This window comes from Aquabacterium sp. G14 (assembly GCF_037482285.1).
Classification (GTDB): Bacteria; Pseudomonadota; Gammaproteobacteria; order Burkholderiales; family Burkholderiaceae_C; genus Aquabacterium.
In genome coordinates, this window is sequence record NZ_JBBEYB010000003.1 from 16,355 (window position 1) to 30,062 (window position 13,708).

Sequence of the window (13,708 nt, forward strand, 5' to 3'; positions counted from 1 at the left end):
CATGAGTGAATCGCAGTCCATCGGCCCGAAGGCCCAGCCCGTCTTGCTGGAAGTGCAGGACCTGTGGCGGGAGTTCCCGTCCGGTGAGGGCACGGTGGCCGTGCTCAAGGGGGTCAACCTGCGCATCGAGGCCGGCGAGATGGTCGCCATCATCGGCGCCTCGGGTTCAGGCAAGTCCACCTTGATGAACATCCTCGGTTGCCTGGACCGGCCCAGCCGAGGCGTTTACAAAGTGGCGGGCCAGGCCACGGGCGACCTGCCGCCCGACGAACTGGCGCGCCTGCGCCGCGAGCATTTCGGCTTCATCTTCCAGCGCTACCACCTGCTGAGTGATCTCAGTGCGCTGGGCAACGTCGAGATTCCCGCCATCTACGCGGGCCACAACACCACCGACCGCCACACCCGCGCTGCCGCCTTGCTCGGCCGTCTGGGCCTGGGCGAGCGCATCGAGCACAAGCCGGGCCAGCTGTCCGGCGGCCAGCAGCAGCGCGTCAGCATTGCGCGCGCCCTGATGAACGGAGGGGACGTCATCCTGGCCGACGAGCCCACGGGCGCGCTCGATACGGCCAGTGGCGACGAGGTGATGCGCATCCTGCGTGAGCTGCATGCCGACGGGCACACGGTCATCATCGTGACCCACGACCCCAAGGTGGCGGCCCACGCGCAGCGCATCATCGAGGTGTCAGACGGTGAGGTGGTCGCCGATCGTCGCCAGGCCGGAGGCGATCAACCGAGCGCGGTCAAGCGCGTCCGTGAGCAGGCCACACCCCACCCCTGGCGCGCCAACTGGGACCGCTTCACCGAGGCCTTCACCATGGCCTTGCGCGCGATGGCGGGCCACCGTCTGCGCACGCTGCTGACCATGCTGGGCATCATCATCGGCATTGCCTCGGTGGTGTCGATGGTGGCCCTGGGCGAGGGCTCACGCCAGCGCATCCTCAAGGACATCAGCGCGATGGGGACGAACACCATCGACGTGTTCCCCGGGCAGAACTTTGGCGACCGGACCGCAGGACGCATCCGCACCCTGGTGCCGGCCGATGCGGACGCGCTGGCCAACCTGAACTTTGTGGACAGCGCCACGCCCAGCGTGAACACCAGCGTGACGCTGCGCCGCGGCAATGTGGAGGCCTCGGCCAATATCAATGGCGTGGGCGACCAATTCTTCCGCGTCAAGGGCTACACGCTGGCGAACGGGCAGGCGTTTGACGCCAGCGGCGTGCGCCGCCAGACCCAGGAGGCGGTGATCGACCCGAACACGGCCAAGGCCTTGTTCAAGCCGGACGAGAACCCGGTGGGCGAGGTGATCTTTCTGGGGAGCGTGCCGGTGCGCGTGGTGGGTGTGACCGCGCCGCAGGAAAGCGGCTTCATGGTCAGCGACAACCTGAACGTGTGGGTGCCCTACACGACGGTGATGCGGCGCATGTTAGGGCAGCAACACCTGCGCAGCATCACGGTGCGCATCAGCGACACGGCACCGTCTGCGGCGGCCGAGCAGGGCATCGTCAAGCTTCTGACTCAGCGCCACGGCACGAAGGACTTCTTCGTGCGCAACAGCGACAGCATCCGCCAGACCATCGAAAGCACCACGCAGACCATGACGCTGCTGATCTCGTCGATCGCGGTGATCTCGCTGATCGTGGGCGGTATTGGCGTGATGAACATCATGCTGGTATCGGTGACCGAGCGCACCCAGGAGATCGGGGTGCGCATGGCGGTGGGTGCGCGCCAGAGCGACATCCTGCGCCAGTTCCTCATCGAGGCGGTGCTGGTGTGTCTGCTGGGCGGCATCCTGGGGATTGGCCTGGCGCTGGGCATCGGCGCGGTGTTTGCCCAGATCGGTGGCACCTTCCAGATGGTGTATTCCGTGAGCTCCATCGTGGCCGCCTTCGGGGTGTCGTCCCTGATCGGCGTGGTGTTCGGCTTCCTGCCGGCACGCAACGCAGCCCGACTCGATCCCGTTGATGCCTTGTCGAGGCAGTGAACGTGGCAGCCAAGAACATGACCATGAATTCCGTATCGAAGCATACCCATCCTGCCGGGCACCGCGTGCCGTCAGCCTTGCTCGCCCTGGTGGCTGCGCTGGCCTTGAGCGGCTGCGCCATGCGTGGCGATCTGCCCCAAGCCGACTTGCAGGTGCCGGGCACCTGGCAGCAAGGGCAGGGCGGCGCGCAGACCAGCACAGCCACGCTCAGCCCCTGGTGGCCGGAACTGAACGACCCGAACCTGACCCAGCTGATCGAGCAGGCGCTCGCGCGCAACAACAACCTGGCGCAGGCGGCCATCAAGGTGCGTCGGGCCCAGTTGGTGGCCGGCCAGGCGGCCAGCGACCGGCTGCCCAGCGTCAGCGTGCGCGCCAACACCAATGCCTCTCAAGCGATCGACGGTGGCCCGACGTCGCGCAACCAATCCTTGACCGCCAGTGCCAGTTGGGAGGTGGACTTGTGGAATCGCCTCGGCTCGCTGCGTGACGCGGCCGAGTGGGAAGCCCAGGCCACCGAGCAAGACCGCCAGGCTGCTGCCATGGCCCTGGTGGGCACGGTGGCCAGCCAGTACTGGCAGGTGGCCTATCTGAACCAGCGCGTGGCCGCCAGCGAGCAAAGCATCGCTTATGCTCGCCAGACCCTCCAACTGGTGCTGGGGCAGTACCGTGCCGGCAGTGTGTCGGGCCTGGAGGTGGCGCAGGCCACGCAGTCTCTGGCGGCCCAAGAGGCCAACCACACGCAGTGGCTGCAGCAGCGTGTGCAGGCGCGCAATGCCCTGGCCATCTTGTTCGATGGCCCACCCGGTGTCGCGCTCAACGAAGCCATGCGCTTGCCGGAAGGGGCTTTGCCCACGGTGGCCGCCGGACTGCCGGCGTCGATGCTCAACCGTCGACCCGATCTGCGTGCGGCAGAACTGCGCCTGCGCAAGAGTCTGGCCAATGTGGACGCCACCCGCGCCAGCTTCTACCCTGCGCTGACCCTCACCGGCAGCGTGGGCGGCAGCAGCACCGCCTTGTCCGACGTGGTGCGTGACCCGGTCGGCACTCTGGGGGCTGGCTTGCTGCTGCCCTTCGTGCAGTGGCGTGACATGTCGCGCAGCGTGGCGATTTCCGAGGCCGACCACGAGATCGCTGTGCGCGGCTACCGCCAGACCTGGTACGAGGCGCTGGCCGACGTGGAAGACGCCCTGTCCGCGCGGGTGCAATACGAGACCCAAGGCGAACGCCTCGTCGAGGCGCTGAAGGCCGCGCAAACTTCTGAGCGTCTGGCTGAAGTGCGCTACCGTGCTGGCGCCACAGCCCTCAAAACTTGGCTGGACGCGCAGGAGACGCAACGCCAGGCCGAAAACAACCTGGCGCAAAACCGTCTGAACCGGCTCAATGCGCTGGCCACCTTGTACCAGGCTCTGGGGGGTGGACTGGCTGCCGCACCGGCTCAGGGCGACTGAGGATAGGCATGTCCGGGCTGAGGCCCCGGGTGGCGCAGGCTGGCGTCAAGCGTGTCGATCAACTCGGCCCAGTCGGCATCGTCCTGTAGCTCTTCACGCAGAAAACGAGCTTGTTCCGGGCGCCAGAATGAGGCTTCAGCCAATGTCACCTCCGGTGGCAAAGGGCGATGCACGGCAATGAAGCGGGAGACATCGGCGCGTGTGTCGGGCAAACCCAGTTGGCGAAACAGGTCACTGATGGTGTGAACAGCTGTGTCCATCTCGGCACCTCCTGTGCGTGGCGGATGCGTTCTTTGTACTGCGATGGGCTGCTGAGCGTCAACCCGAAACCCTGCGCAAGGTGTGAGCAAACGTCAGCGCAGCACGAGCACACTGGCCGGGGTGCGGCGCAGCAGGGTCGATGTGGTGGTGCCGAGCAGTTTCTGGCGCCAACCGTCGTGGGTGAAGGCGCTCATCACCAGCAGCGGCAGTTGCTGAATCGTGAGGTGCCGAGCCATGACCTGGGCCACATCGCCAGATTCGACCACGAGGTGGGTGCTGAATCCCGCGTCCGCCAGACGCTGGGCGGCTTGGGTCATCTCTGCCTGCAGGTCTGCGGTACGGTTACCCACATGCACCAGATGACAGGGCATGCCCTGCAGCAGTTCGCATTCGGCCACAGCATCGACCAGGGCCAGTGATTCTGGGCCGCCGTGATAAGCCAGGGCAAAGGCCGTGGGCGGCGTGAAATGGGAGCGCGTGACCACGAGCATCGGCTGTTGCACGGTGCGCAGAGCCTGTTCTACGTGGTGATCTCCCTGGCGCCAGGGGGCATCCAGGTGATGCGAGTGCAGCCCCATCACCACGAGCCGGATTTCTTCGCTCAAGTCGAGCAGGGCGTCAGTGAGTTGACCTTGGCGCAGGCTGAGTTCCACCATGGTGTGGCCCAGATGCAAGGCGCGTGCGCGCACGCCTTCAAGCAGTTGCTGGCTGTGAGATTGCCCACCGATGATGTGAGAGCCGGGCATGGCGTCCAGCGCCTGCGTGCGCGTGGGGCCTGTGTCGTAGCCAGTGAGATCGCTGAAGCGGGTTTCGCCGGTGTGCGCCTCCCCCTCGTCGATCACCTGCAGAAAGTTCAAGGGTGCGTGCAGGCGGCGGGCCGCCCAGGTGGCGCCGTCACACACTGCCGAGGGGTGGCCTTGCGCATGGACGCAGGCCAAAACGGTGTTCATCGTGAGCGCAGGCTGAAACATGTCCGAAATTGTAGGTGGCTGTGCCATGCTTCGGGGTATGACAGTGCGTTGCAAAAACCCTTCGGCATCGTCATGAATCCGGGCCGGCTATGCTGCGGGGCATGATCACCGTACACCACCTTGAAATGTCGCGCTCACAGCGGGTGCTGTGGCTGCTGGAAGAGCTGGGCCTGCCTTATGAGCTCAAAGTTTATCAACGCGACCCCAAAACCCGCTTGGCGCCGGCGGCCCTCAAACAGGTTCACCCGATGGGCAAGGCGCCAGTGATCACCGACGGTGATCTGGTCGTGGCCGAATCCGGGGCGATCCTGGAATACCTCATGGAGCGCTATGGTCAGCAGGCTGCGCACGCGGACGCCCCCGTTCCGACCCAGCCTGGCACGCCAGAACATCTGCAATGTCGCTACTGGATGCATTTTGCAGAGGGCTCCCTCATGAACTGGCTGGTGATGAAGCTGGTGTTCATGACCATCCCCAAGCAGCCCATGCCGTTTTTCGTGCGTCCCATTGCCCGCGCGCTGTGCAAGCAGGTGCAGGATCGCCTGATCGATCCCAATGTGGCGGGTGCGACAGCGTTCATAGAGTCTCACCTGAGCCAGAACGCCTGGTTCGCGGGCGAGCGATTCACCCTGGCGGATGTGCAGATGAGTTTTGCCGTGTCGGCACTGATGGCCCGTGGAGACCAGGCCGCGCGGTGCCCGGCAATTGCCGCCTACGCGCGCAAGATGGAAGCGCGCCCAGCCTACCAGCGTGCACTGGCCAAGGGTGGACCCGTCATCATGTCGAGCTGAGCATCACAGGCTCATCGAGGGCAAGAGCTTTCGCCAGATTTCGTGGCCGGTCTGGTCGAAAGTCAGCACGCTTTGCGTGAATTCGCGCCGTACCTGCCGGTCCACCAAGGGGTCGGGCAGCAGGGGGTCAAAGATCAGCTGGCGAATGGCTTCATTACCCAGCAAATAGCACTCGCGTGCTGCCACTTCCAGCTCCAGATCCTGCCATCGGCTCAGCCAGTTTTCCAGCTTCTGGCGCGTCTGGAGATAGCCCTGTGTCAAAGCCTCGCCTTGCCACAAGTCGCGCGCCTTGGCGTCGAGTTCGGCATCCAGATCGGTGGCGGTGAACACAGGTGCCGTGCTTTCGAGCCCGAGCCGGCGCAGGCGCTCGCGTGCGCCTGCGCTGCGACCTTTGAGGTTGTCGGGGCGGACATACAGGCCGCTGTCCAGGGCCTTGAACCCGAGCAAGGCCAGGGCGCGGTCGCGGCGGCGCAGCGCCACACGGTCGCTGCGGCCCAGTGCGCCAGTGCTGACCATGATCCATGCTCCGGACCAGTCGATGACGCGCTCCTCACTGTGGCGCCAGCCCGAGAGGTCATGTGCCAGATCGGCTGCTTGTGGTCCGAGTTTGTAGGTGCCCCGGCCTGCCGATTCAATCAAACCCGCAGCCGCCAGGCGAACGAGGGTGACGCGCACGCTGTTTTCGCGGATGCCAAAGAGTGCGGCTGACGTCACCGCGTCGGCGGCGGTGACCGGGCGGCCTTCGGCGGCGCGCATCAAATTGAGAATCAGGGATTTGGGTGCGGGAGAAGACATGAAAACGGTATGCAAAAAACGCCCATGCAAGGGATGGCGCACATCATACGTTCTGTGATTGGTGGAGCTGTATGCGGTAAACGCGGAGCATTCATGCCCTCGCCCTGCCAACGTCTTCAAGGGGCTGTACGTCGCCGCACCATGGCCTCGCTGATGCGTTGCACGGTGGCGGCACTCAGCTGAGACGCAGCGGGGTAGATCTCCGACTCTTCGCGAGCGGCATGAGCGGGGTATGCCATGGCAAAGTCGTCCGCCTCGGCCGGGATCTCGTGGGTTTGTCCGGCAGAGACGGCCATCAGCCATGGTCGCAATGCCTGCCAGAGCCTTCCCAGGCTGTCGTGCTGGGCTTGCAGTTCATCAATTCGGGCGTTCAGATCGGTTTGCCCCAGTGCACGAAGCGCCGGGAACAAGTCCATGTCTTCATCTTCGTGGTGCAGGGGGGCGGCCACGTCAAAGTACCGCAGGATGGACTTGGCTGCTTCCTGAGCCTGATCGTCCGCACCCCGGTCGGCAAGGTGGGCACGCAGGCGCACCGTCAGGCCGGCAAATCGGCGAACCTTGTCGTGGCAGGCTTGCAGCAATTCGATCGGATCGTCGATGCTGGGGGCGACGGGTTGAAGAGGGAGACGCATGTCGCATTGATAGCACGTCTGCGGCACATCTGGATGTCCACAATGAACTACTCCTTCCGATCGATAGGCAAAATGGGGCGACTTCCCTAGAGTGATCGTCAAGCTGCCGTCCGTCCATCTGGGCGACCACCGAGCCTCATAACATGACCCGTCTGATTGATTCGTTCCAGCGTCGCATTGATTACTTGCGCGTGTCGGTGACCGACCGGTGCGACCTGCGGTGCACTTACTGCCTGCCAAAAGGCTTCAAGGGGTTTGAAGAGCCGGCGCATTGGCTGCGCCACGATGAAATGTCCCGCCTTGTCGGGCTGTTCGTCGGCTTGGGCGTCAGCAAGGTTCGGCTGACTGGGGGCGAGCCTTTGTTGCGTCGGGGGGTCACGGATCTGGCGCGTCAGATTGCCGCCTTGCCGGGTTTGCGTGACCTGTCGGTCTCCAGTAACGGCACGCAACTCGCGCGTCATGCGGCGGGTTTGCGTGAGGCGGGTGTGAGTCGTCTCAACATCAGTCTCGACTCGCTCGATGCCGATTGTTTTGCCCGCATCACGGGGCGGGATTGCCTGTCTGATGTGCTGGATGGTTTGCGCGTTGCTCGCGAGGTGGGTTTTCGGCCGATCAAGCTCAACATGGTGGTGCAGGCCGACGTCAACGTGGACGAGGTGCAGCGCATGGTGGCTTTTGCCATCGAGCAAGGCTTTGTGTTGCGTTTGATTGAGCCCATGCCTGTGGGGGATACCGGCCGCGCCACGCGAGGGGTTGACCTCAGCAAGTTGGGTGAGCGCCTGGCCGAGCAGCATGGCCTGCTGCCGGAGATCATGGGGCAGGGGGCAGGTCCGGCACGGTATTGGTGCACCCCCGATCGGCAAATGAGCCTGGGGGTCATCACCCCGATGTCTCAACACTTCTGCGAGGCCTGCAACCGCGTGCGGCTGGGCGTGGATGGGACGCTCTACCTGTGCCTGGGGCAGAACGATCAGGTGCCACTGGGGCGCATGATGAGGGACGGCGCGAGCGACGAGGAGTTGGTGGCCGCCATTCACGAAGGCATCCGTGTCAAACCCGAGCGTCATGAATTCAACGAGCGTCCGCAGCAGATTGTGCGTTTCATGTCACAAACCGGGGGCTGATCATGAGCACGGCCCGCCAGCGCCATCATGATCTGTGCCCAGGGCCCGTGCCCTGACGGAGTCCGGATTGCCCATTTACCTCAAAGATCAGACCATTCCAACTGCCGATGCGCCGCTGCAAAGCCTGCATCGGCGTTGGCGTTCGCGCTTTGGGGGCATGCGCCTGGCAAGCAAGCTCATGGCGATTGGCGGGGTGTTTCTGGTGCTGGCGCTGGCCTCCATTGGTTTGACGCTGTGGGTGACCTGGCAACTGGAGGGTGGTGCGGCCGCCGTCAATGAGGCGGGGCGCATGCGCATGCGCAGTTACCAGTTGGCGCTCAGCCTGCAGCAAAAGCCTGTGGATGCTGTGAAGTTTTCTGCCGAGGTGTCTGCGCAGTTGGCCGAGTTTGATCGGAGCGTGGCCTTGTTGCGGCGCGGAGACTCCACGCGTCCGTTGGCGGTGCCTTGGGACCGACACACCCGTGCGCAGTTCGAAGGCGTGGTGAGGGATTGGCAAAGGCTGCGTGCGCAAGCGTTGTCGATTGCCAATGGGGCGGCGCCACCGGGCAGTTTGAGCGCGCACGTGAGTGATCTGGTTGGACAGGTGGATTTGTTTGTGTCCGCGGTCGAGCGCCATCTCTCGGGGTGGACCACGCTGTTGCGGACCTTTCAGCTGGCCATGATGGTGTTGGCCATTCTCAGTGCCTTGGCGCTGATGTACGCGGGCTATGTGGTCATTCTGGAGCCGGTTTCCCGTCTCAAATCGGCTTTGCGTGACATCGAGCAGGGCGACTTCGCCACACGCGTCATCGTCGATGCGGGGGACGAAATGGGCTCGCTCGCCGACGGCTTCAACAGCATGGCGGAGAACCTGCAGTCGCTCTACGGCAACCTTGAGGCCAAGGTACGTGAGAAGACCGCCAGCCTGGAGACCAAACAGCAGCGTCTGAGTGCGCTGTACGAGGTGGCCGCTTTCGTGGCCAGTGCCGAGACCCTGGAGGAGTTGGCACACGGCTTTGCCAAGCACATGCGGCGCATTGCGCAGGCCGACGCGGTGGCCATTCGCTGGTCGGATGTGGCCAATGAGCGCTACGTGCTGCTGGGCAGCGATTGCCTGCCGCATGTCATGACCGAAGAGGAGCAATGCGTCCTTTCCGGTGACTGCCTGTGCGGCGCCAAGGTGGAGGCAGGCACCATGCCCAGCGTGAGGGTGATTCCCATTCTGGACGCCACGCGCAGCCTCTCGGGACAGTCGGCCGCACTGCGCGTGCACGATCATTGTGAGCGTGCGGGCTACACCACCCTGATCACCGTGCCTTTGGGCCTGCACATGCGCGTGCTGGGCGAGGCGGAGCTGTTTTACCGCGGTGATCCGGCTTTGAGTGAGGAAGAGAAGGCGCTGTTCGAGGCCTTGGCCAGCCACCTGGCCGGCGCCATGGAGAGCTTGCGGGCGGCCGCATTGGGTCGGGAGGCCGCGATTGCGTCCGAGCGACAGCTGTTGGCGCAGGAGTTGCACGACTCCATTGCCCAGTCGCTGGCCTTCCTGAAGATCCAGATGCAGCTGCTGCGCGATGCCATGGCCCGTCATGATCAGCCAGCCGTTGATGCGGCCATGGACGAGTTGGACGTGGGCGTGAGAGAGAGCTACAGCGACGTGCGCGAGTTATTGCTCCATTTCCGTGTGCGTACCCACACCGACGACATCGAGCCGGCCTTGCGCGAGACCATCTCCAAGTTTGAACTTCAGTCCAAGATCAGGGCGCACCTGAGTGTCGAGGGCCACGGTCTGCCGCTGCCTCCGGATGTTCAGATTCAGGTTTTGCACATCGTGCAAGAAGCGCTGTCCAACACCCGCAAACATGCCAAGGCCACCCAAGTGTGGGTGGATGTGCAGACACAGCCGCATTGGCGGGTACAGGTGCGCGACAACGGTTGTGGTTTTGACCTGAAAGCAGGGCCGCCCGACCATACCCATGTGGGCATGAGCATCATGTGCGAACGCGCACAGCGCATTGGCGCCGACTTGCACTGCGAGTCCGGGCCGGGTGGCACGCTGATCGAGCTGCGGCTCCCCAATCTGGCGGCCAGCCGTTCAGGCGCTTCCACGACCCAACCCGGTGTTTTGACATGAACGATTTCTGCACGGTCCGCCTGATGGTGGTGGACGACCACAACCTGTTTCGACGCGGCTTGATCGCCTTGCTGTCGCGCGACGAACGCATCAAGGTCGTTGCCGAGGCGCGCGACGCGGGCGAGGCGCTCAAGCTGGGTGCGCAGCATCGCCCCGATGTGATCTTGCTCGACAACCACTTGCCTGGCGTTCATGGGGTGGAGGCCTTGCCCCAGTTGTGTGCGACCGTGCCGGAAGCGCGCATCGTGATGCTCACAGTGAGTGAGGATGCCAACGACCTGGCACAAGCCCTCGCGCGGGGTGCGGCCGGCTACCTTCTCAAGACCGTGGAGGGGGAAGAGTTGGTCGATGCGGTGTTGCGTGCCACGAGGGGTGAATCGGTGTTGTCACCCGAGATGACAGGCAAGTTGATGGCGGCCTACCGGCAGGTGGTTGCCAGCACACCGGTGACTGCCGATGCCCCCACCGGGGCCGCTGTGGCCGAAGTGCCTGCAGACGATGCGGGCAGCACCGATCGGACCAAAGATGAAGGCAGCAGCGCGGTTTCACGGCTGTCGCCGCGGGAGCGCGACATTCTCAGGGAGATCGCACGCGGTGCCAGCAACAAGGAGATCGCTCGCACCTTGAGCATTGCCGAAACGACGGTCAAGATCCATGTGCAGCACATTTTGCGCAAGTTGAACCTGACCTCACGGGTGCAGGCGGCGGTGTTTGCCGTGACTGATCTAAATCAAGGAACGTGACGGACTACTCCTTTTGACCGATTCCGCCTGACCAACGGAAGGATGTTCACAGAAGGGTTATTTTTGAACACTGTGAGACATAGGAATAGGAGCTTCCCATGTCTCAGAGAGGTAAGGCCTTATCGGTCTTGGTAGTCAGCACACTGGCCTTTACCGTGTGCTTCATGGTCTGGATGATGTTCGGCGTCATCGGGATCCCCATCAAGAAAACCCTCGGTCTGACGAACGCGCAGTTCGGCCTGCTGACAGCCATGCCCGTGCTCACGGGCTCTCTCGTACGGGTGCCTTTGGGTGTCTGGACGGACCGCTTCGGTGGTCGCATCGTGTTGTTCATCACGATGATGCTGTGTGTGGCGCCCATCTACCTGATGGCCTACGCCACCCAGTACTGGCAGTTCCTGGTGCTGGGCATGTTCGTGGGCCTGGCCGGCGGCTCGTTCTCGGTCGGTACGCCTTACGTGGCCCGCTGGTTCCCGAAGGACCAGCAAGGTTTCGCGATGGGCGTGTTCGGTGCGGGTAACTCGGGCGCCGCGGTCAACAAGTTCATCGCCCCGGCCATCGTGGTGGCTGCAGGCTGGACGATGGTGCCGCAGGTCTACGCTGCCATCATGCTGGGCACAGCCCTGCTGTTCTGGTTCTTCAGCTACTCCGACCCCACCCATCTGGTCCAGTCCAAGGCCAGCTTCAGCGACCAGCTCAAGCAACTCAAGGACCCGCGCGTTCTGAAGTACTGCCAGTACTACTCCATCGTGTTTGGCGGCTATGTGGGCCTGAGCCTGTGGATGGTGCAGTACTACGTGGGCGAGTATGGCCTCGACATCCGCGTCGCCGCCTTGTTGGCTGCCTGTTTCTCTCTGCCCGGTGGGGTGCTGCGCGCCATCGGTGGCTATCTGTCTGACAAGCACGGCGCGCACAAGGTCACCTGGTGGGTGCTGTGGGTGTGCTGGATCTGCCTGTTCATCCTGAGCTATCCGCAGACCGATTTCACCATTGCCACCGTCAACGGCTCGCAAACCTTTCACATTGGCCTGAACGTCTACGCCTTCACGATCGTGATGTTCACCTTGGGCATCGCCATGGCTTTCGGCAAGGCCAGCGTGTTCAAGTACATCAGCAACGACTACCCCACCAACATCGGCGCCATCTCCGGCATCGTCGGGCTCGCTGGCGGCCTGGGTGGCTTCGTGCTGCCGATCATGTTCGGTTACCTGCTGGACCTCACCGGTGTTCGCTCCAGCGCCTTCATGTTGCTCTACGGCGTCGTCTGGGTCTCGCTGATCTGGATGTACATGACCGAAGTTCGCTCGCGTGACGTGGTGGGCGGTGAGCCCCAGCACGCTCCCGTCGGCAAGCGCGCCTGATTTCCCTCCTCAAGGACACATCATGTCAACCTCCCATACCTCGGCGGGCAAGGCCCGTCCAGGCACGACCCTGACGGTCTGGACCCCAGAAGACAAGGCCTTCTGGGAAGCAGAAGGCCAGGCGATTGCCAAGCTCAATCTGTGGATCTCGGTCCCGGCCTTGTTCCTGGCGTTTGCCATCTGGCAAATGTGGAGCGTGGTCGCCGTCAACCTGCCGTTGATGGGCTTCAACTACAGCACCAACCAGCTGTTCTGGCTGGCCTCGGCTCCCGCCCTGTCGGGTGCCACGCTGCGCATCTTCTATTCCTTCATGGTGCCGCTGGTCGGTGGTCGTCGCTGGACGGCGATCTCCACCGCCTCCCTGCTGATCCCTGCCATTGGGATCGGCTTTGCGGTGCAGGACCCCAGCACGCCATATCCGACGATGCTGATCCTGGCGCTGCTGTGCGGCTTTGGCGGCGGCAACTTCTCGTCCTCCATGTCCAACATCAGCTTCTTCTTCCCGAAGGAGCGCAAGGGCTCGGCGCTGGGCGTGAACGCCGGGCTGGGCAACCTGGGCGTGTCGGTGGTGCAGTTTTTGAGCCCCATCATCATCTCGGTGGGCTTGTTCGGCGTGCTGGGCGGTGAGTCGCAGACCATCGTCAACAAGGCCGGTCAGTCGTCCGAGATCTGGGCGCAGAACGCCGCCTTCGTGTGGGTGCCCTGGATCGTCATCGTGAGCCTGGCCGCGTGGTTCTTCATGAACGACATCGCGGACGCCAAGGCTTCGTTTGCGACGCAAGCGGCCATCTTCCGCAACAAGCACAACTGGCTGATGTGCATCCTGTATCTGGGCACCTTCGGCTCCTTCATTGGCTACGCCGCAGGCTTCCCGCTGCTGATCAAGTCGCAGTTCAAGGATGTAAATCCGCTGGCCTACGCCTGGATCGGCCCTCTGGTGGGTGCCTTGATTCGCCCGGTGGGTGGGTGGCTGTCTGACAAGTTGGGCGGTGCCCGCGTCACCTTCTGGAACTTCATCGTCATGGCCCTCGCTGTGGTGGGGGTGCTGTTCTTCCTGCCCAAGGGCACCGGCAGCGCCTTCGCCTTGTCCATCGGCCCGGCCGAAGGCAATTTCACCGGCTTCTTCCTGATGTTCCTGGTGCTGTTCCTGACCACCGGCATCGGCAACGGCTCGACCTTCCGCATGATCCCGGTGATCTTCCTGAACCTCAAGACCAGCAAGGTCAAGCGCAACGACGAGGCAGGCATGAATGCCGCCATCAAGGAAGCCAACACCGAAGCCGCCGCCGTGTTGGGCTTCACCGCAGCCGTGGCGGCCTACGGCGGCTTCTTCATCCCCAAGAGCTATGGCACCTCGATCGGTGCCACAGGCGGCCCGGAGCTGGCGCTGATGGCGTTCATCGCCTTCTACCTGCTGTGCATTGCGACCACCTGGTGGTACTACGCCCGCAAGGGTGCCGAGCAGCCTTGCTGATCTCTCACACGTGA

General features: G+C 63.6%; 12 protein-coding genes. 8 read left to right on the forward strand and 4 right to left on the reverse strand.

Features of this window, described 5'->3' with window-relative positions:
- Nucleotide 1 precedes the first annotated feature (1 nt).
- Nucleotides 2-1,984 (forward strand): MacB family efflux pump subunit, encoded by a 1,983-nt coding sequence (locus WIT60_RS04520; RefSeq protein WP_339582760.1) that lies wholly within the window; start codon nt 2-4, stop codon nt 1,982-1,984.
- Between the two features lie 23 nt (nt 1,985-2,007).
- Nucleotides 2,008-3,432 (forward strand): efflux transporter outer membrane subunit, encoded by a 1,425-nt coding sequence (locus WIT60_RS04525; RefSeq protein WP_339582761.1) that lies wholly within the window; start codon nt 2,008-2,010, stop codon nt 3,430-3,432.
- Here the strand turns inward: WIT60_RS04525 and WIT60_RS04530 are convergent.
- Both WIT60_RS04530 and WIT60_RS04535 read right to left on the reverse strand, forming a co-directional pair.
- The gene (locus WIT60_RS04530) at nt 3,420-3,692 is read right to left on the reverse strand and encodes a DUF2789 domain-containing protein (protein WP_339582762.1); all 273 of its coding nucleotides are present in this window, start codon (nt 3,690-3,692) and stop codon (nt 3,420-3,422) included. The genes WIT60_RS04525 and WIT60_RS04530 overlap by 13 nt on opposite strands.
- A 93-nt stretch (nt 3,693-3,785) precedes the next feature.
- Nucleotides 3,786-4,664, reverse strand: coding sequence for a universal stress protein (locus WIT60_RS04535; RefSeq protein WP_339582763.1), 879 nt, complete (start codon nt 4,662-4,664; stop codon nt 3,786-3,788).
- 101 nt (nt 4,665-4,765) lie between these two features.
- On the opposite strand from WIT60_RS04535, the gene WIT60_RS04540 reads away from it, so the two are divergent.
- On the forward strand, nt 4,766-5,455 hold the full coding sequence (locus WIT60_RS04540) for a glutathione S-transferase family protein (protein WP_339582764.1): 690 nt from the start codon (nt 4,766-4,768) through the stop codon (nt 5,453-5,455).
- A gap of 3 nt (nt 5,456-5,458) precedes the next feature.
- On the opposite strand, the gene WIT60_RS04545 is transcribed toward WIT60_RS04540, so the two are convergent.
- Nucleotides 5,459-6,250 carry a PaaX family transcriptional regulator C-terminal domain-containing protein gene (locus WIT60_RS04545; RefSeq protein WP_339582765.1) on the reverse strand — a complete coding sequence of 264 codons (792 nt, stop codon included), beginning with the start codon at nt 6,248-6,250 and terminating at the stop codon, nt 5,459-5,461.
- A 116-nt stretch (nt 6,251-6,366) separates the two neighbouring features.
- Nucleotides 6,367-6,882, reverse strand: a complete 516-nt coding sequence (locus tag WIT60_RS04550) for a hemerythrin domain-containing protein (RefSeq protein WP_339582766.1) — start codon at nt 6,880-6,882, stop codon at nt 6,367-6,369.
- 143 nt (nt 6,883-7,025) lie between these two features.
- On the opposite strand from WIT60_RS04550, the gene moaA reads away from it, so the two are divergent.
- The 5 genes from moaA to WIT60_RS04575 all read left to right on the forward strand — a co-directional run bounded on the left by moaA (nt 7,026) and on the right by WIT60_RS04575 (nt 13,694).
- Complete coding sequence (moaA, locus tag WIT60_RS04555; protein WP_339582767.1) at nt 7,026-8,006, forward strand: GTP 3',8-cyclase MoaA; 981 nt, start codon at nt 7,026-7,028, stop codon at nt 8,004-8,006.
- A gap of 67 nt (nt 8,007-8,073) precedes the next feature.
- Nucleotides 8,074-10,116, forward strand: coding sequence for a type IV pili methyl-accepting chemotaxis transducer N-terminal domain-containing protein (locus tag WIT60_RS04560; protein WP_339582768.1), 2,043 nt, complete (start codon nt 8,074-8,076; stop codon nt 10,114-10,116).
- Nucleotides 10,113-10,859: a response regulator gene (locus tag WIT60_RS04565; RefSeq protein ID WP_339582769.1), complete on the forward strand. Its 747-nt coding sequence runs from the start codon at nt 10,113-10,115 to the stop codon at nt 10,857-10,859. Before WIT60_RS04560 ends, WIT60_RS04565 begins: the two co-directional genes overlap by 4 nt.
- Nucleotides 10,860-10,957: 98 nt before the next feature.
- Nucleotides 10,958-12,220, forward strand: coding sequence for an MFS transporter (locus WIT60_RS04570; RefSeq protein ID WP_339582770.1), 1,263 nt, complete (start codon nt 10,958-10,960; stop codon nt 12,218-12,220).
- A 22-nt stretch (nt 12,221-12,242) separates the two neighbouring features.
- Complete coding sequence (locus tag WIT60_RS04575; RefSeq protein WP_339582771.1) at nt 12,243-13,694, forward strand: NarK family nitrate/nitrite MFS transporter; 1,452 nt, start codon at nt 12,243-12,245, stop codon at nt 13,692-13,694.
- The last annotated feature ends 14 nt before the right edge of the window (nt 13,695-13,708 follow it).

Bases quoted from the DNA above. Each gene is read 5' to 3' on its own strand.
- WIT60_RS04520 (WP_339582760.1), top strand. From the start codon at position 2: ATGAGTGAATCGCAGTCCATCGGCCCGAAGGCCCAGCCCGTCTTGCTG.
- WIT60_RS04525 (WP_339582761.1), top strand. From the start codon at position 2,008: ATGAATTCCGTATCGAAGCATACCCATCCTGCCGGGCACCGCGTGCCG.
- WIT60_RS04530 (WP_339582762.1), bottom strand. From the start codon at position 3,692: ATGGACACAGCTGTTCACACCATCAGTGACCTGTTTCGCCAACTGGGT.
- WIT60_RS04535 (WP_339582763.1), bottom strand. From the start codon at position 4,664: ATGTTTCAGCCTGCGCTCACGATGAACACCGTTTTGGCCTGCGTCCAT.
- WIT60_RS04540 (WP_339582764.1), top strand. From the start codon at position 4,766: ATGATCACCGTACACCACCTTGAAATGTCGCGCTCACAGCGGGTGCTG.
- WIT60_RS04545 (WP_339582765.1), bottom strand. From the start codon at position 6,250: ATGTCTTCTCCCGCACCCAAATCCCTGATTCTCAATTTGATGCGCGCC.
- WIT60_RS04550 (WP_339582766.1), bottom strand. From the start codon at position 6,882: ATGCGTCTCCCTCTTCAACCCGTCGCCCCCAGCATCGACGATCCGATC.
- moaA (WP_339582767.1), top strand. From the start codon at position 7,026: ATGACCCGTCTGATTGATTCGTTCCAGCGTCGCATTGATTACTTGCGC.
- WIT60_RS04565 (WP_339582769.1), top strand. From the start codon at position 10,113: ATGAACGATTTCTGCACGGTCCGCCTGATGGTGGTGGACGACCACAAC.
- WIT60_RS04570 (WP_339582770.1), top strand. From the start codon at position 10,958: ATGTCTCAGAGAGGTAAGGCCTTATCGGTCTTGGTAGTCAGCACACTG.
- WIT60_RS04575 (WP_339582771.1), top strand. From the start codon at position 12,243: ATGTCAACCTCCCATACCTCGGCGGGCAAGGCCCGTCCAGGCACGACC.